Origin of the sequence: Streptomyces mauvecolor (genome assembly GCF_039532965.1) — a bacterium.
Lineage (GTDB): Bacteria > Actinomycetota > Actinomycetes > Streptomycetales > Streptomycetaceae > Streptomyces > Streptomyces violascens.
This window is the reverse complement of sequence record NZ_BAAASQ010000007.1, coordinates 1-15,595: the sequence shown is the minus strand read 5'-3', so window position 1 is coordinate 15,595 and position 15,595 is coordinate 1. Positions and strand designations below refer to the sequence as shown.

Annotated in this window: 15 protein-coding genes; 9 read left to right on the top strand and 6 right to left on the bottom strand. The window is 71.7% G+C overall.

Annotation, left to right across the window (positions count from 1 at the left end):
- The first annotated feature begins 60 nt into the window (after positions 1-60).
- The 4 genes from ABD346_RS06875 (at position 61) to ABD346_RS06860 (ending at position 2,542) form a co-directional block, all read left to right on the top strand.
- Entirely contained in the window at positions 61-1,347 is a 1,287-nt protein-coding gene (locus tag ABD346_RS06875; protein WP_344372927.1) for a CynX/NimT family MFS transporter, read from the top strand.
- Positions 1,348-1,377: 30 nt separating this feature from the next.
- Positions 1,378-1,494, top strand: a complete 117-nt coding sequence (locus tag ABD346_RS06870) for an SGM_5486 family transporter-associated protein (protein WP_264197919.1) — start codon at positions 1,378-1,380, stop codon at positions 1,492-1,494.
- Positions 1,495-1,721: 227 nt separating this feature from the next.
- Positions 1,722-1,928: a hypothetical protein gene (locus tag ABD346_RS06865; RefSeq protein ID WP_344372923.1), complete on the top strand. Its 207-nt coding sequence runs from the start codon at positions 1,722-1,724 to the stop codon at positions 1,926-1,928.
- A 95-nt stretch (positions 1,929-2,023) separates the two neighbouring features.
- Entirely contained in the window at positions 2,024-2,542 is a 519-nt protein-coding gene (locus tag ABD346_RS06860) for a SixA phosphatase family protein (protein WP_344372920.1), read from the top strand.
- Positions 2,543-2,621: 79 nt separating this feature from the next.
- On the opposite strand, the gene serB is transcribed toward ABD346_RS06860, so the two are convergent.
- Entirely contained in the window at positions 2,622-3,863 is a 1,242-nt protein-coding gene (gene serB, locus ABD346_RS06855; RefSeq protein ID WP_344372917.1) for a phosphoserine phosphatase SerB, read from the bottom strand.
- Positions 3,864-3,964: 101 nt separating this feature from the next.
- A complete protein-coding gene (locus ABD346_RS06850) occupies positions 3,965-5,566 on the bottom strand; it encodes a streptophobe family protein (protein WP_344372915.1) in 1,602 nt (533 codons plus the stop codon).
- A 347-nt stretch (positions 5,567-5,913) separates the two neighbouring features.
- On the opposite strand from ABD346_RS06850, the gene ABD346_RS06845 reads away from it, so the two are divergent.
- Positions 5,914-8,427, top strand: coding sequence for an ABC transporter ATP-binding protein/permease (locus tag ABD346_RS06845; protein ID WP_344372912.1), 2,514 nt, complete (start codon positions 5,914-5,916; stop codon positions 8,425-8,427).
- Positions 8,428-8,531: 104 nt separating this feature from the next.
- Here ABD346_RS06845 and ABD346_RS06840 read toward each other — a convergent pair whose 3' ends face one another.
- The 3 genes from ABD346_RS06840 to ABD346_RS06830 all read right to left on the bottom strand — a co-directional run bounded on the left by ABD346_RS06840 (position 8,532) and on the right by ABD346_RS06830 (position 11,258).
- A complete protein-coding gene (locus ABD346_RS06840; protein WP_344372909.1) occupies positions 8,532-9,203 on the bottom strand; it encodes a transglycosylase SLT domain-containing protein in 672 nt (223 codons plus the stop codon).
- Between the two features lie 268 nt (positions 9,204-9,471).
- Positions 9,472-10,551, bottom strand: coding sequence for an S-adenosylmethionine:tRNA ribosyltransferase-isomerase (locus ABD346_RS06835; protein WP_344372906.1), 1,080 nt, complete (start codon positions 10,549-10,551; stop codon positions 9,472-9,474).
- Complete coding sequence (locus ABD346_RS06830) at positions 10,548-11,258, bottom strand: SDR family NAD(P)-dependent oxidoreductase (protein ID WP_344372903.1); 711 nt, start codon at positions 11,256-11,258, stop codon at positions 10,548-10,550. Before ABD346_RS06830 ends, ABD346_RS06835 begins: the two co-directional genes overlap by 4 nt.
- A 185-nt stretch (positions 11,259-11,443) precedes the next feature.
- On the opposite strand from ABD346_RS06830, the gene ABD346_RS06825 reads away from it, so the two are divergent.
- From ABD346_RS06825 to ABD346_RS06815, 3 genes are all read left to right on the top strand, one after another.
- Positions 11,444-12,643 (top strand): GAF domain-containing sensor histidine kinase, encoded by a 1,200-nt coding sequence (locus ABD346_RS06825; RefSeq protein WP_344372901.1) that lies wholly within the window; start codon positions 11,444-11,446, stop codon positions 12,641-12,643.
- Entirely contained in the window at positions 12,636-13,280 is a 645-nt protein-coding gene (locus tag ABD346_RS06820) for a response regulator (protein ID WP_344372898.1), read from the top strand. The genes ABD346_RS06825 and ABD346_RS06820 overlap by 8 nt, the downstream gene beginning before the upstream one ends.
- Positions 13,281-13,441: 161 nt before the next feature.
- The gene (locus ABD346_RS06815) at positions 13,442-13,678 is read left to right on the top strand and encodes a chaplin (protein WP_344372896.1); all 237 of its coding nucleotides are present in this window, start codon (positions 13,442-13,444) and stop codon (positions 13,676-13,678) included.
- Positions 13,679-13,812: 134 nt separating this feature from the next.
- On the opposite strand, the gene ABD346_RS06810 is transcribed toward ABD346_RS06815, so the two are convergent.
- Complete coding sequence (locus ABD346_RS06810; RefSeq protein ID WP_344372893.1) at positions 13,813-14,598, bottom strand: hypothetical protein; 786 nt, start codon at positions 14,596-14,598, stop codon at positions 13,813-13,815.
- Positions 14,599-14,746: 148 nt separating this feature from the next.
- On the opposite strand from ABD346_RS06810, the gene ABD346_RS06805 reads away from it, so the two are divergent.
- On the top strand, positions 14,747-15,538 hold the full coding sequence (locus ABD346_RS06805; RefSeq protein WP_053724168.1) for an ABC transporter ATP-binding protein: 792 nt from the start codon (positions 14,747-14,749) through the stop codon (positions 15,536-15,538).
- Positions 15,539-15,595: the final 57 nt, after the last annotated feature.

The window sequence follows — 15,595 nt, the reverse complement described above, 5'->3', positions numbered from 1 at the left end:
GCAGAGGGGAAGGCGTCGACGATTGGACAACCAATCATCCCATGATTCTATGATGGCACCATGCCCGACGAAGAGACCACCACGCTGAGCCCCGCGCCCGCCGCCCGCACCGAGCCCCTCGAAACCCCCGCCGACGCGGGCCGGGTGCCGTCGTGGACGCGCTGGCTCGTACCGCTCGCGCTGGTGCTCGCCGCGCTCAACCTGCGCCCCGCCATCACCAGCCTCGGCTCGCTGATGAAGGAAGTCACCGGCGGGCTGCACATGAGCGGCGGCATCGCGGGCGTCCTCACCTCGGTCCCGGCGTTCTGCTTCGCCGTGTTCGGCATCATGGCGCCGCGCCTCGCCCGCCGCTTCGGCCCCGGCGCCGTCGTCTTCGCAGGCATGATCGCCATCACCGCGGGCCTGCTCCTGCGCCCGTTCGCGGGCGGCACCGTCACCTTCCTCGCGGCCAGCGCGCTCGCCCTGATGGGCATAGCCGTCAGCAACGTCCTGATGCCGGTGATCGTCAAGCGGTACTTCCCCGACCGGGTCGGCTCGATGACCGGGCTCTACTCGATGGCGCTCGCCGCGGGCACCTCGCTCGCCGCGGTCACCACCGTGCCCCTCACCGATGCGCTGGGCGGCAGTTGGCGCCAGGGGCTCGGCATCTGGGCGCTGCTCGCCGTCGTCGCGGTGGCCGCCTGGATCCCGCTGACCCGCGACCGTTCCGGGAGCGCGGGCCCGGCCCTCAGCGCGAAGGAGGAGGCGGCGCCCGCGCTGCGCATCACCCGCAGCGGCACCGCCTGGGCACTGGCCTGCTTCTTCGGGCTCCAGGCCACCGGCGCGTACATCACCATGGGCTGGATGCCGACGATCTTCCGCGACGCGGGCGTCTCGGCCGGCACCGCGGGACTGCTGCTCTCCATCACCATGGTCATGGGCGTGCCGCTCGGCTTCGTCATCCCGTGGCTGGTCAACCGGCTGCGCAGCCAGGGTCCCATCGTCGTCGCGCTCGGCAGCTGCGGCCTGGCGGGCTACGCCGGGCTCTACCTCGCGCCGGCCGCCGGAGCCTGGGCCTGGGCGCTGCTGCTCGGCATCTCCAACTGCGCCTTCCCGCTGGCCCTCACGATGATCGGCAAGCGGTCGCGGACCGGCGCGGGCGTCGTACAGCTCTCCGCCTTCGCCCAGTGCGTCGGCTACCTGCTCTCCATCCCCGGGCCGCTCCTGGTCGGAGTCCTGCACGACCGCAGCGGCGGCTGGGACCTGCCCATCGCGATGATGGCGGCCCTCATGGTGCCGCAGATCGTCGTGGGCATCCTGGCGGGCCGCGACCGTACGATCGAGGACGAGGCCGGGCCCCGGCGATAGCGGGCGAAACCCGGATGCGACACTGGCCGCATGCCAGTGCTCGAACCCAATCCGCAGAACAGCCACAAGAAGCTCCTGCTCGTGCTCGGCGCGATGCTCGCCGTCACGGTCGTCGTCGCCGTCATCGCGACGATCGCCTCCCCCTGACCGAGCCCGACGGACTCCTGGCCGGGGCCGGCCGACGCCCGGCAGCGTTGCCCCGGACGGGGGGATGGTGGTGCTAGCCCCACCATCCCCTAGGGGGTCAGGGTCAGGGTCAAGTGGGTGGGTCACCGGATGGGATGACGTCCGCCGGATCCGTAGGTTTTGAGGTACCGCGACGAACTCGCCGTTCGCCCGCGGCACTCGAACCCGGAACCCACACGGAGGCGGTCATGTCGGCCCACACCCACCCCAGGTCCCCCCAACCGGCCGAGGGTGGCGTCGACTTCAAGCTGCCGTGGTGGGGCGTAGTCCTGCCGGCGATCGCGTTCTTCGTGCTGCTCGCGCTCGTCATCGGATCGGGCGACGCCCACGCCGTGTCCGGCGACGGCACCCTCACCCACCTCGTCGACCGCATCCACGAGAGCCTCTCGCACTAGGTCGCGAAAGCATCGGTCACCCCACTCGTCACCCCCCTGGTGGAGCCCGCGAACACCCTGCGCCCGATGGCGCGATTCGTGCGAAGCTGGGGAACATGAGCGTCGATACACCCCGCAGGATCGTCCTTCTGAGGCACGCGAAAGCCGACTGGCCCCAGGTGTCCGACCACGACCGGCCGCTCGCCGAACGGGGCAGGGCGGACGCCCCCGTCGCCGGTCGCTGGCTGGCCGGGGCCGGCCTCGCCCCGGACCTCGCCCTCTGCTCCAGCGCGGCCAGGACCCGCGAGACCTGGAAGCTCGCCGTCCAGGAACTGCCGCAGCGCCCCAAGACGGTGTACGAGGAGAGGATGTACGAGGCCTCCCTCGGCGAACTGATCGCCCTGGTCAACGAGACCCCCGACGACGTTGCCGACCTTCTGCTCGTCGGGCACAACCCCGGGATGCACGCGCTCGCCGACGCGCTCGCCGGTGACGCCGAGGGCGACGTACTGGCCCGGATGAACCGCAGCGGCTTCCCCACGTGCGCCGTCGCCGTGCTCACCATCAACGGCTCCTGGAAGTCCGTGGAGCACGGGGTGGGCAGGCTCGTCTCCTTCTGGGCTCCGCACTCCTGACCTCGTAACGAACGCTTTCGTACGCGACGAAGGCCCCGGTACGCGATGCGCGCCGGGGCCTTCACCACGTACGGGCGGTTCAGTCGACGAGGCCGTCCGCCGCCTCGACCTCTTCCCGGGTGATGCCGAGCAGATAGAGCACGGTGTCGAGGAAGGGCACGTTCACCGCGGTGTGCGCGGCCTCGCGGACCACCGGCTTGGCGTTGAAGGCGACGCCGAGGCCCGCCGCGTTCAGCATGTCGAGGTCGTTGGCGCCGTCGCCGATCGCCACCGTCTGGGCCAGCGGCACCCCGGCCTCGGCGGCGAACTCCCGCAGCAGCCGCGCCTTCCCGGCCCGGTCGACGACGTCACCCGTGACCCGGCCGGTGAACTTGCCGTCCTCGATCTCCAGGGTGTTGGCGGAGGCGAAGTCGAGGCCGAGACGGTCCTTGAGGTCGTCGGTGACCTGGGTGAACCCGCCCGAGACGACGCCCACTTGATAGCCGAGCGCCTTGAGCGTACGGATCAGGGTGCGGGCACCGGGAGTGAGCCGGACCTCGGCCCGCACCTTGTCCACCACCGACGCGTCCAGGCCGCGAAGGAGCGCCACCCGGGCGTGCAGCGACTGCTCGAAGTCCAGCTCGCCGCGCATCGCGGCGGCGGTGACCTCGGCGACCTCGTCCTCGCACCCGGCGTGCGCGGCGAAGAGCTCGATCACCTCGTCCTGGATGAGCGTGGAGTCCACGTCCATCACGACGAGCCGCTGGGCCCGCCGGTGCAGCCCCGCCGAGACGACGGCCACGTCCACGCCGAGGGCGGCCGCCTCGGTCGCGAGCGCGGTGCGCAGCTCGCTGGTCGCCACACCGGACACGGCGAACTCCACTGCCGTGACCGGGTACTTGGCGAGCCGGAAGATGCGGTCGATGTTGCCACCGGTGGCGGTGATGCTGGCCGCTATGGCCGCCGTGGACTCGGCGGTCAGCGGGTGGCCGAGCACGGTGACGTGCGAACGGCCGCTGCCGCGCGGCCTGTTGTCGCCGATGCCGGAGATGATCTCGGCTTCGAGCTTGAGCGATTCGGCCCAGCTGTGCACGGTGGCACGCAGTTCTCCCGAGGAGGCCACCGTCGGCGCGGTGACGAGCACGCACAGGACGAGACGGCCACGGGAGACGACCTGTTCGATGTCCACGACATCGACGGAGTAGGCGGCGAGGGTGTCGAAGAGCCCGGCGGTGATGCCGGGGCGGTCCTTGCCGAAGATCTTGACGAGGAGGGTCGGTACGTCAGAGCTCTGACCGGCGTCGGAGTTCTGGCCGGCGGGGGGCAGGGGCGATGGCGTCATGGTGATCCCACCGTACTCGGCCACGGCTCACGCCCGGCACGCCGTCCCGCCCTGCGGACAGTGCCCCCTCGTACGGCCCCCTCGCCGGGACGGCGTGCTGCTCAGCGGCGGCCCCGCGGCACCCCGGGCGGAGGCGGCGGACCCTCATCCGGGGGCCGGTACGGCCGGGGCTCCGCCCGGGGGCGGCCCGGGGGACCCGGCATCGTGGGGGAGCCGTGCAGACCCGGCGGCAGCTTCAGATACGGGTTGGTGTCGGGGTTCGGCGGGCGGTAGGAGGGCGCCGCCGGGTTGTACGGGCCCGGCACCGTCTCCTCGGGGGGCCCGGGCGCGCCGGGTGCCGAGACGCGGGCCAGGACCGCGGCCCGCCGCCCCGCCGCCCCCGCCGTCCACGCGAGCAGCGCGCCCGCCGCCCCCGCCGCGGCCCCCCACCCGGCGCCGAGCGCGAGGGCGAGCCCCGCGTCGCCGTGCAGTTCGATGCCCGCCCCGAACGCGTCGAAGCCCAGAACCGAGAGCGACGCGTTCGCGGACACCCCGGTGAGCCACACCATCAGGGGCAGCGCCACCGCGGTGGCCGCGGCCGACGACAGCGCACACCGCCCCACGAAAGCACCGAGCGAGCGCCCGCCCACCGGCGTACGAGCCGCGGCGAGCACCCCCGCGTACAGCATGAGCACCCCCGTCGCGACCGCCAACAGCCAGACCCGATGGTCGAGTTGGGCGATCCGCCCCAGCGTCACCGGCTCGTCGCTCTTCGCCCCGATGAGCCGGTCGAGCGGGTCGGGCAGGACGGTGGAGAGGGTGCCCGTGGCATGGCCGTGCCAGGGCACGAACAGGCTGAGCGGGATCGCCGGCCATACGCCGTTGGGCGCGCCGAGCAGGGCCGCGCCCGCGATCCGCTTCGGGTGGGCGTCGCCGATCGCCGCGTACGCCGCCGCGGCGAGCCCCGCCACGACCGCCACCAGGACCACCGTCACCAGCGCGGACACCGCGGGCCGCACCACCCGGTGCAGCGCCGACCAGCCGCGCGGCAGCGGGGTGCGGCGCGAGGCGAGCAGGGCGATCACCAGGACCGCGAGCACCCAGCACGCCGCGCCCACCAGCGAGCGGGTCGTCCGGACGCTGAAGCCGACCTTCGCCCGGGCGTCCGCGAGATCGGCGAGCCGGCCGGGCAGCAGGCCGCCGACGTCACCCAGGCCGGGGATGGCCGGCACGCCGGGCACCTTCACCCGGCCGAGGCCCAGCTGGGATCCGTCGAGCGTGATGAGGTCGTGGCCGGCCCAGGCGAGCCCGCCGACGACGGCGACGAACAGAACGGCCACCGCGGCCGCGCGGGCCGTGAGTTCGGCGCCGGAGATCCAGGCTCCGGCGGCCCGCAGCGAGCGGAGGAAGAAGAAGGCGAGCAGCAGGGCGCCCGCGAGCCCGACGCCCAGTGGCGTGAAATCGACGGCGGTTTTCGCCTCCGCGCCGGTGAGCCCGAACGCCGAGACGTCGCCGGACGGGGTGACCGAACCGCCCGCGCCGAGCACCACCACGGCCGCGGTCATCGGGCCGAGCGCCCCCGCCGCGTCGGCCCCGAGCAGATGCAGTCCGAGCGCGGCCGTGCCCGCCATCGCGACCAGCGCCCAGCTCACCGACGCGATCGAGGCGAGCACGACATCGCCCCACCGGATCGCACCTCGGACGTCGTTGTCGCCCACGCTCATCAGGACCCCCCGATACGAGCCGACTTGCCCCTCTTCATGCAGAGAGACCATTTCATCCGCTCCCATGTTCATTTATGGGCGGACATCATGATCCGTACGCAGTCATGGGTGCTTACTACTCTCGGGGGGTGTTTGGTCCACGTCAACGGGCGGACCGCGGGCGCCTGTTGCACGACCGCGACCGGACTGTGCCGGGTCTGTGCACGTAATTCACAAGGCCCGGGTTTCGGATACGAGCCCGGGCCTGAAATAGTTCCCCACGATGTTCACCATCCCTAGACTCCCTGTGTCGGGAGTCACAGGCCTCCGGTGCGGAGGTCTTTCGGGGGACGATAAGTGGGGCTGGAGTGCCGGAACTCGTACTGGAATTGAATGGCAGCACCTGGACGCTCGATCCGTCCAGGTCGTACACCCTCGGGCGTGATCCGCAGGGTGACCTCGTGGTCGACGACGCCAGAGTCTCGTGGCGCCACGCCACGATCAGCTGGGGCGGCCGCAGTTGGGTCATCGAGGATCACGGATCGACCAACGGCACCTACGTGCAGGGCCAGCGGATCCACCAGATGGAAATCGGCCCCGGCTCTTCCGTCCACCTCGGCAACGCCACCGACGGCCCGCGGCTGAATCTGAGCGGTGCCGCCGCGGCCGCCTACGCGCAGCCCGCCCCCGCCCAGCAGGCGCAGGCCGCGCCCGCCCACCCGCAGCCCCAGCAGGCCCCGCCGCAGCAGTGGCAGCAGCAGCCCCAGCAGGCGCAGGTCCCGCAGCAGCAGCAGTGGCAGCAGCCACAGCCTCAGCAGCCGCAGGTCCCGCAGCAGCAGGGCGGCGGCGCGGGTGCTGCGCCGGTCTACGGCGACCGCAGCCCGACCACGTTCCACCAGGTCGCGCTCGGCCGCGTCATGCGGATCGGCCGTGCGCTGGAGAACGAGCTGGTGGTCTCCGACCTCCAGGTCTCGCGCCACCACGCCGAGTTCCACGCGACGCCCGACGGCCGGATGGAGATCCGCGACCTCGGGTCCCACAACGGCACGTACGTCAACGGCCAGCCGATCGCCAAGGGCGGCAGCGTCCTGCTCGGCCCGCAGGACATCGTCGGCGTCGGCCACTCGACCTTCCGCATCGTCGGGGACCGGCTCGAAGAGTTCGTCGACACCGGTGACGTCTCCTTCTCGGCCCGCCACCTGACCGTCACGGTCGACGGCGGAAAGGACATCCTCAAGGACGTCTCCTTCGGCGTCCCCGAGAAGTCCCTCATCGCGGTCATCGGCCCCTCGGGCTCCGGAAAGTCCACCCTGCTCAAGGCGCTCACCGGCTACCGGCCCGCCAACAAGGGCGACGTCCTCTACGACAACCGGAACCTGTACAAGCAGTTCGCCGAGCTGCGTCAGCGCATCGGTCTGGTCCCGCAGGACGACATCCTGCACAAGGAACTGACCGTCAAGAAGGCGCTGAAGTACGCGGCCAAGCTGCGCTTCCCCGCCGACACCACCGAGAACGAGCGCCAGCAGCGCATCGACGAGGTGCTGCGCGAGCTCAAGCTGGACATCCACAAGGAGAAGAAGGTCACCTCCCTCTCCGGTGGCCAGCGCAAGCGCGTCTCGGTGGCCCTGGAGCTCCTGACCAAGCCGTCGCTGATCTTCCTGGACGAGCCCACCTCGGGCCTCGACCCGGGCATGGACCGCGACGTCATGCAGCTGCTCCGCGGCCTCGCCGACGACGGCCGCACGGTCCTCGTGGTGACCCACTCGGTGGCCGAGCTCGCCATCTGCGACAAGCTCCTGGTGATGGCGCCGGGCGGCTCGGTGGCGTACTTCGGTCCGCCCGAGGAGGCGCTGAACTTCTTCGGCTACAGCACCTGGGCCGACGTCTTCTCCGCCTTCGAGAGCTACCGCGACTACGACTGGGCGGGCCGCTGGAAGGGCTCGCAGCACTACCAGATGTACGCCGCGGACATCGACGCCGTCGCCCCGCAGTCCGTACAGATGCCGCCGGCCCAGGCGATGAAGCCGCCGAAGCCGCAGGGCTGGGTCTCCCAGCTGTGGACCCTGATGCGCCGCTACGTCTCGGTCATCGCCTCCGACAAGGGCTTCCTCGCCCTGTCGGTGGCCCTGCCCGCGGTGATCGGCTCGGTCAGCGTCGTCATCCCGGCGAAGTTCGGCCTCGCGCCGCCCACGCCGCCGTCCCGGTTCAACGGCGACGCCGGCACGATCATGCTGATCCTCGCGGTCGGCATGTGCTTCTCCGGCGCGGCCAACTCCGTACGAGAACTGATCAAGGAACGGGTCATCTACGAGCGGGAACGGGCCACCGGCCTGTCCCGTTCGGCGTACCTGATGTCCAAGATCCTCGTGCTCGGTGTCATCACGGCCTTCCAGGGCGTGATCCTCTGCGTGATCGGCTTCTCGACCCGCAAGCTGCCCACCGAGGGCCTCGTGATGCCGCCCGCGGTCGAGATGTGCCTGGTCGTGATCGCGCTCGGCTTCACCTCGATGATGTTCGGCCTGATCATCTCCTCGCTGGTGAAGACCTCCGAGAAGACGATGCCGCTCCTGGTCATGTTCGCCATCGTGCAGGTCGTCTTCACCGGCATCCTGTTCAAGGTGTACGACTCGGTCGGCCTGGAGCAGTTCGCCTGGCTGATGCCGTCGCGCTGGGCCATCGCGGGCGTCGGCACGACGCTCGACCTGTCCCACCTGATGGGGCCGATGGACCAGAACAACCCGACCAACCTCGACCCGCTGTGGAAGCACGAGGCGTCGCAGTGGTTCATCAACATCTCGGTGCTGCTGTTCATCGGCATCGCCCTCGGCTTCGTGGTCGCCCGCCTGCTGCGCCGCCACGAGCCCGAGGTCATGCGCAAGTAGCCCGCGCCTGACAACGCGAGAAGGGCGGCACCCCGAGGGGTGCCGCCCTTCTGCTGCGTCCGGAGAGATCAGCCGTCCGGAGAGGACCAGCGGTCCTGAACAGATCAGTAGGCGCTGTTCACGTTGTCCATCGAGCCGTACTTGTCGGCCGCGTAGTTGGCGGCGGCCGTGATGTTGGCGACCGGGTCGTAGATGTTCCACGACGTTCCGGGCACGTGGTACGCGTTGAAGGTCGGCTGGATGACCTGGAGCAGGCCCTTGGACGGGATGCCGTTGATGGCGTTGATGTCCCAGTTGTTGATGGCGAGCGGGTTGCCGGTCGACTCGCGCATGATGTTGCGGTGCAGACCGTCGTAGGTGCCCGGAATGCCCTTGCTCTTCATGATGTCGAGGGACTGGCGGATCCAGCCGTCGAGGTTGTTCGCGTACACCGGCTTGCGGGCGGCGGAGCGGCTGGCGGCGGCCGCCTCGTCCCGCTTCTTCGCCTCGGCCGCGGCCTTCGCCTTGGCGTCCGCGTCGGCCTTCGCCTTGGCGGCGGTCTTGGCCTGCTGGGCGGCGGTGACGTGCTGCTTGGAGACGGACTCCGAAACGGTCTTCGTGCTGGCGACGGTCGCCGAGAAGGCGGCGGGCTCGGCAGCTACGGCGTTGCCCGACTGACCCGTCCCGGGGAAGACCGAGAGGGCGAGAGCGGCGGCGCCGAGGGCGGCGACACCGGCAATCGAGATCTTGTGCGTCTGGGTCAGACGACTGTGACCAGGGTTGCTGGACTCGGGCATGGCTGTGGACCTCTTCCGAATGGCGTGGACGGCGCACAGAAGCGCCGCGGCGATCGAGCCGCAGCGCTGTGCGACGGGAGCCATTGTTAGCGGCCGCAAAATCTGGTGGCAAAGGTGCTACATACGAAGCCGGGTAGTGGATCACGCCCGGGCGAAAGTCGGCTCGTACCCACTCTCGCCCCGCTCACACCGCCTTTATTTGTCCACTAAACGGCTTCGTAAGTGATGTGCGTCCTATGCGCGGGCTCACATCGGACGCGTAACAGTCTCACCAGGCGTTGCTGTCGCAATGCACACGGTGAGGGTTCTCGTCCGGAAGGATGAGGTGGACGTCGCCGAACTCGTGCCACAGGTAGAGCCGGGTCAGTGCCTGGTCGTAGGCGACGGCCAGCGCCTCGCGCCCCGCGATCGCCTCCAGCATCAGAAGGTGGGAGGCCTCCGGCTCGTGCAGCCCGGTGAGCAGACCGTCCACCACCCGCACCCCGCGCTCCGGGGTCACCACGAGATCCGTCCAGCCCGCGGCCGCGCGCACCACCTTGTCGGCCCCGGCCGCCGACTCCAGGGCGCGCACCCCCGTGGTCCCCACGGCCACGACCCGGCCGCCCCCTGCCCTGGCGGCGTTCACCAGGCGGGCCGTCGTCCCCGGCACCTCGAAGCGCTCCGGGTACGGCGGCTCGTGCGCCTCCGCCGACGCCACCCCCGTGTGCAGCGTGACCGGCGCGAACTGCACGCCGCGCCGCACCAGCTCCGCGACCAGCTCGACCGTGAAGGGCCGCGCCGCACTCGGCATCTCCGCCGAGCCGAGCCCGCCGGGCGACGGCAGCGCGAACACCGTCTGGTAGGCGGCGAGCGGCTGGTCCCGCTCGGTGTACCCGTACCGGATGGGCCGCCCGTGCCGGTGCAGCAGACCCGGCACATCGGCCGCGGAGACCCGCGCCCACCACAGCCGGTCCGGGCTCAGCGCCGCATCGAGCACGAGCCGCTCCCCGCCGGGCAGCGCCACCACGGCCCCCGCCCGGTCCCCGGTCCGCCGCTCGGTGCTCCCCGACGCCGTGGGCGTACGCAGCTCCACCGCCCAGCGCCCGTCGGGCCCCCGCGTCGAGAAGTGCACCACCACCGGCCGGTCCTCCACCGTGCCGTCGACCGCCGCGGGCATCGTCTGCGACGTATTGACGACCAGGACGTCTCCGGCCCGCAGCTGCCCGGCCAGGTCGCGGAAGGAGTGGTGGGAGACCCGGGTGCCGCGCGACACCATCAGCCGTACGTCGTCGCGCCCCGTCCCGCGCACCTCCGCGGGCACCGAGGCGAGCAGGCCGTCGGGCACCCGCACCACCATCGGCACGGTCATCGGGTCACCTCCACGAGGCCCTCCGTAAGAGAGGGGGCGCTGTAGCGCCCGCTCGCCGGCCGCTCGTCGAGGAGCCGCAGGAATCCCGGCACCACCGTCGCGGGCTCCGGCCGGCCCGAGTCGTCGCCCGGCACCGCCGCGGCGTACAGGTCGGTGCGCATGTCGCCCGGGTCCACCGCCCACACCCGAAGCCCCGGCTCCTCCGCGGCGAGCACCGCCGCCAGCTGGTCCAGGGCCGCCTTCGAGGCCCCGTACCCGCCCCATGTCCCGTACGCCTCGACCGCCGCGTCCGAACTGACCGCGACCACCGCGCCCACGGAAGACTCCCGCAGCAGCGGCAGCGCCTCCTGCACGAGGCCGAGCGCCGCGACCACATTGGTCTCCAGGGCCGCCCGCAGACCGGCCAGGTCCAGCTCATCGAGCCGTACGAGCGGCTCGGCGCCCAGCGCGGAGGCGTTGTTCACCAGCAGGTCGAGCCCGCCCAGGTCCCAGGCCGCGGCCACCAGCTCCGCGCGGTGCCCTGCGTCGGTGACGTCCCCGGGCAGCGCCACGACCTTCGACCCGTACGTATCGAGCCCGCGCGCCGTCTCCTCCAGTACGGGGGCGGTCCTGGCGTCGAGGACCAGGTCCCAGCCCCGCTCCGCCAGCGCCCCGGCCAGCGCCCGTCCGAGCCCCTTCGAGGCCCCCGTGATGATCGCAACCGGCATGATGACCAACCCCTCTGTCACGTCGATCCGTGCGTCGATGCGTTCAGAGTGGCTCCGGGTGCTCCCCGGCCGCCTCGGACGCGGGCCCCACCCCGGCAAGGCACTTCGACCTAGGCCCGGCGACCTAATAGGCAGTGGTCCACAGGCCGAGGCGCGCTGTCACACCCCGCCGGTACGGTGACCACATGAGCCGCTCCCAGCCTGCGCACGCCCCCGGACCAGGGGAGAGTCCGTCACCGAGCGCGGGCCTCGCCGCCGTGAGCACCGCCCTGCTCGCCATGAGCAGGCACCTGGAGGTCGGCGACGTCCTCAAGACGATCACCGCGTCGGCACGCGAGCTGCTCGACGCGGAGTACGCGGCGCTCGGCGTCCCCGACGACCACGGCGGCTTCGCCCAGTTCGTGGTCGACGGGGTGAGCGACGAGCAGTGGCGGGCGATCGGGCCGCTGCCGCGCCAGCACGGGATCCTCGCCGCGATGCTCCACGAGGAGAAGGCCGAGCGCCTCGCCGACGTCCGCAAGGACCCGCGCTTCGAGGGCTGGCCCTCCGCCCACCCCGACATGTCCGACTTCCTCGGCATGCCCATCCGTGACGGCGACGAGACGCTCGGCGCCCTCTTCCTCGCCAACAAGCGCTGCCCCAAGGTCTCCCTCTCCCGCAGGGGCGACCGCTGCGGCTTCACCGAGCACGACGAGGAGCTGCTCCGCCTGCTCGCCCAGCATGCCGCGATCGCCCTCACCAACGCCCGCCTGTACGAGCGCAGCCGCGAGCTGACCATCGCCGAGGAGCGCTCCCGGCTCGCCCACGAGCTGCACGACGCGGTCAGCCAGAAGCTCTTCTCGCTCCGCCTCACCGCCCAGGCGGCCGCCACCCTGGTGGACCGCGACCCGGTCCGCGCCAAGGGCGAGCTCCAGCAGGTCGCGGCCCTGGCGGCGGAAGCCGCCGACGAACTGCGCGCCGCCGTGGTCGAGTTGAGGCCCGCGGCCCTGGAGGAGGACGGCCTGGTGCACACGCTGCGCACCCAGATCCAGGTCCTCGACCGGGCCCACGCGGCCCGCGTCACCTTCGACAACCAAGGGGTGCGCGCGCTGCCCCCGGCCCAGGAGGAGGCCCTCCTGAGGGTCGCCCAGGAGGCCCTGCACAACGCGCTGCGCCACTCCGGCGCCGGCCGGGTCGACGTCGTCCTGGAGCGGCGCGGCCAGGGCGCGGTCCTGCGGATCACCGACAACGGCCGGGGCTTCGAGCCGAGCCGGGTCCGCCGCGCGGGCCGCCACCTCGGCCTGGTGTCGATGCGGCACCGGGCGAGCGGCGTCGGCGGCAGGCTCACCGTGCAATCGGCACCCGGCGAGGGCGCCACGATCGAGATGGAGGTCCCCGGTGGCTGACAAGGTGATCAGGGTCCTGCTCGTGGACGACCACCAGGTGGTCCGCCGAGGACTGCGTACGTTCCTGGAAGTACAGGACGACATAGAGGTGGTGGGGGAGGCCTCCGACGGCGCCGAGGGCGTGGCTCGCGCCGAGGAGCTGAAGCCGGACGTCGTCCTGATGGACGTGAAGATGCCGGGCATGGACGGCATCGAGGCCCTGCGCAAGCTCCGCGAGCTCGCCAACGGGGCCAAGGTCCTCATCGTCACCAGCTTCACCGAGCAGCGCACCGTGGTCCCCGCCCTGCGCGCCGGAGCGTCCGGCTACGTGTACAAGGACGTCGACCCGGACGCCCTGGCCGGAGCGATCCGCTCGGTGCACGCCGGCCATGTACTGCTCCAGCCCGAGGTCGCGGGCGCCCTGCTCAGCCAGGACGACGGGCACGGCGGCACCGGCCGCGGCTCGACCCTCACCGAGCGGGAGAAGGAGGTCCTGGCACTGATCGCCGACGGCCGCTCGAACCGCGAGATCGCCCGCCACCTCGTGCTGTCCGAGAAGACCGTCAAGACCCACGTCTCCAACATCCTGATGAAGCTGGACCTGGCCGACCGCACACAGGCCGCGCTGTGGGCCGTACGGCACGGCGTGACGGGCTGATCGGACTGTGTGACATACGTAAACCGGATCGTCACCATCCGGTGCAAGATTCATACCGTCGTGTGGATGTCACCCACATAGCGCATCCCCCCGGTGGCGACGGCCGTTCTCCAGGCATGCCGCGGCGGTTGGCCGCGGCGAAGACCAGGAGGATCCAGAACATGAAGCTCAACAAGGCTCTCGCCGTCACCGTGCTCGCCGGCGGCGCCCTCGCCGCTGCGACCGGCGCTGCCTCCGCCGACGGGGTGGCCAACGGCAAGGCCGAGCACTCCCCGGGCATCGTCTCCGGCAACCTGGTGCAGGCGCCGGTGCACGTCCCGGTGAACGTCGCGGGCAACACGCTCAACGTGGTCGGCCTGCTCAACCCGGCCTTCGGGAACGAGGCCTCCAACAGCTGACCGGCCTCGCGCCTGCGCAGTGACCTCCGGCCCCCGGGTTCCACCCGGGGGCCGGTCCCTTGCCCGGACCGTTTCGGCCCCCGGGCCCCGGGCCCGCGAAGCTCCGGCCCCTCAGGCCCGGTCCCCGCGCGACCTCAGCCCCGCTCCCGTTCCTCCACATACGCGTTGTACGCCGCGACCCTGGCCCGCCGGGCCACCCGCTCGACCGGGCGCAGCAGCTCGCCCCGCGCCGCGATCTCCGAGGCGCTCACCGCGCCCCCGTGCCCGCTCTCGTACGCGAGGGACACAAGGAGCCCGACCCGCCGGGCCAGCTCCAGCACCCGTACCGCCCGCGGCGGATAGCCAGGTGCGAGCACCTCCTCGTCGGGGCCCTCGGCCCGTGCCCGGTACGCGTCGATCGCTGCGGCCGCGGCCGGACCCGAGCCCGCCACGTCGAGCCGGGTGAGCGCGACCGTCGCCTCCCGCAGCGCCTCCGCCAGCTCGCGCTCGGCCTCCCCGAGCGAGGGCACGTCCGCGGGCGGCGCCTCGCGCACCGCCAGGCAGTGCCAGACCACCTGCGTGTGCACATCCCCGGCGGGCCCGGCCTCGTACAGCTCGGGCACGAGACCGTAGGGCGCCCCGAACCCGACCACGGCCTCCTCGGCATCGAGGGCGCGCGCGTTGAACTCCGGGGGGCCGCTGAGCCCCAGCGGATGCCCCGCCGCCGGGAGCGCGACCCGCCATCCGGTCACCCCGAGGGTGCGCAGTCGGCCGAGCGCCAGCGTGAGCCCCACCGGCCCGGACTCGCCGGGCAGCCCCTCCACGCGGTGCACCGCGTCGTCCCCGACGATCGCGAGCACCGCATCGTCCGGCGAGACATTTCCGGCCAACAGGGCATTTCCCCAAGCAGCCAGCCGACCTGAACGTGGTTCCGAGAACATGCCTCCAACCCTAGAGAAACCGCACGACCGGACCTAGAGGCGGGATCACTTCGCCAGTGGCGTAGGTTTTCCCTGGGGACCGCGCCCACAGGCGCCCCCGGCAAGCACTCGCGAACTCAAGACGATGGCATGGGGAGACAACGCGCTCATGAGCGATGTACTGGAGCTGGTGGACGTATCCGTGGTCCGCGACGGACGCGCTCTGGTGGACGACGTCTCCTGGTCGGTCAAGGAAGGCGAGCGCTGGGTCATCCTCGGCCCCAACGGCGCCGGCAAGACCACCCTCCTCAACATCGCCTCCAGCTACCTCTTCCCGAGCACCGGCACCGCCAAGATCCTCGGTGAACAGCTCGGCAAGGTGGACGTCTTCGAGCTGCGCCCGCGCATCGGCATGGCCGGCGTCGCCATGGCCGACAAGCTTCCCAAGCGCCAGACCGTCCTGCAGACCGTGCTCACCGCCGCGTACGGCATGACCGCCACCTGGCAGGAGGAGTACGACGCCGTCGACGAGGACCGCGCCCGCGCCTTCCTCGACCGGCTCGGCATGACGGACTTCGTGGACCGCAAGTTCGGCACGCTCTCCGAGGGCGAGCGCAAGCGCACCCTGATCGCCCGCGCCATGATGACCGACCCCGAGCTCCTCCTCCTCGACGAGCCCGCCGCCGGCCTCGACCTCGGCGGCCGCGAGGACCTGGTCCGGCGCCTGGGCCGGCTCGCCCGCGACCCGTACGCGCCCTCGATGGTGATGGTCACCCACCACGTCGAGGAGATCGCCCCCGGCTTCACCCACGTCCTCATGATCCGCCAGGGCAAGGTCCTCGCCGCCGGCCCCATGGAGACCGAGCTCACCTCGCGCAACCTCTCCCTCTGCTTCGGCCTCCCGCTCCTCGTCGAGCACCGCGGCGACCGCTACACGGCGACCGGCCTTCCCCTCGGCTAGGTGTATTGATCACGAGCGTTGTTAACGCTGGTTGGTCTTGATCATGGCGAAGACCTC

Bases quoted from the DNA above. Each gene is read 5' to 3' on its own strand.
- ABD346_RS06860 (WP_344372920.1), top strand. From the start codon at position 2,024: ATGAGCGTCGATACACCCCGCAGGATCGTCCTTCTGAGGCACGCGAAA.
- ABD346_RS06865 (WP_344372923.1), top strand. From the start codon at position 1,722: ATGTCGGCCCACACCCACCCCAGGTCCCCCCAACCGGCCGAGGGTGGC.
- ABD346_RS06815 (WP_344372896.1), top strand. From the start codon at position 13,442: ATGAAGCTCAACAAGGCTCTCGCCGTCACCGTGCTCGCCGGCGGCGCC.
- ABD346_RS06805 (WP_053724168.1), top strand. From the start codon at position 14,747: ATGAGCGATGTACTGGAGCTGGTGGACGTATCCGTGGTCCGCGACGGA.
- ABD346_RS06875 (WP_344372927.1), top strand. From the start codon at position 61: ATGCCCGACGAAGAGACCACCACGCTGAGCCCCGCGCCCGCCGCCCGC.
- ABD346_RS06835 (WP_344372906.1), bottom strand. From the start codon at position 10,551: ATGACCGTGCCGATGGTGGTGCGGGTGCCCGACGGCCTGCTCGCCTCG.
- ABD346_RS06840 (WP_344372909.1), bottom strand. From the start codon at position 9,203: ATGCCCGAGTCCAGCAACCCTGGTCACAGTCGTCTGACCCAGACGCAC.
- ABD346_RS06810 (WP_344372893.1), bottom strand. From the start codon at position 14,598: ATGTTCTCGGAACCACGTTCAGGTCGGCTGGCTGCTTGGGGAAATGCC.
- serB (WP_344372917.1), bottom strand. From the start codon at position 3,863: ATGACGCCATCGCCCCTGCCCCCCGCCGGCCAGAACTCCGACGCCGGT.
- ABD346_RS06870 (WP_264197919.1), top strand. From the start codon at position 1,378: ATGCCAGTGCTCGAACCCAATCCGCAGAACAGCCACAAGAAGCTCCTG.
- ABD346_RS06825 (WP_344372901.1), top strand. From the start codon at position 11,444: ATGAGCCGCTCCCAGCCTGCGCACGCCCCCGGACCAGGGGAGAGTCCG.
- ABD346_RS06850 (WP_344372915.1), bottom strand. From the start codon at position 5,566: ATGAGCGTGGGCGACAACGACGTCCGAGGTGCGATCCGGTGGGGCGAT.
- ABD346_RS06830 (WP_344372903.1), bottom strand. From the start codon at position 11,258: ATGCCGGTTGCGATCATCACGGGGGCCTCGAAGGGGCTCGGACGGGCG.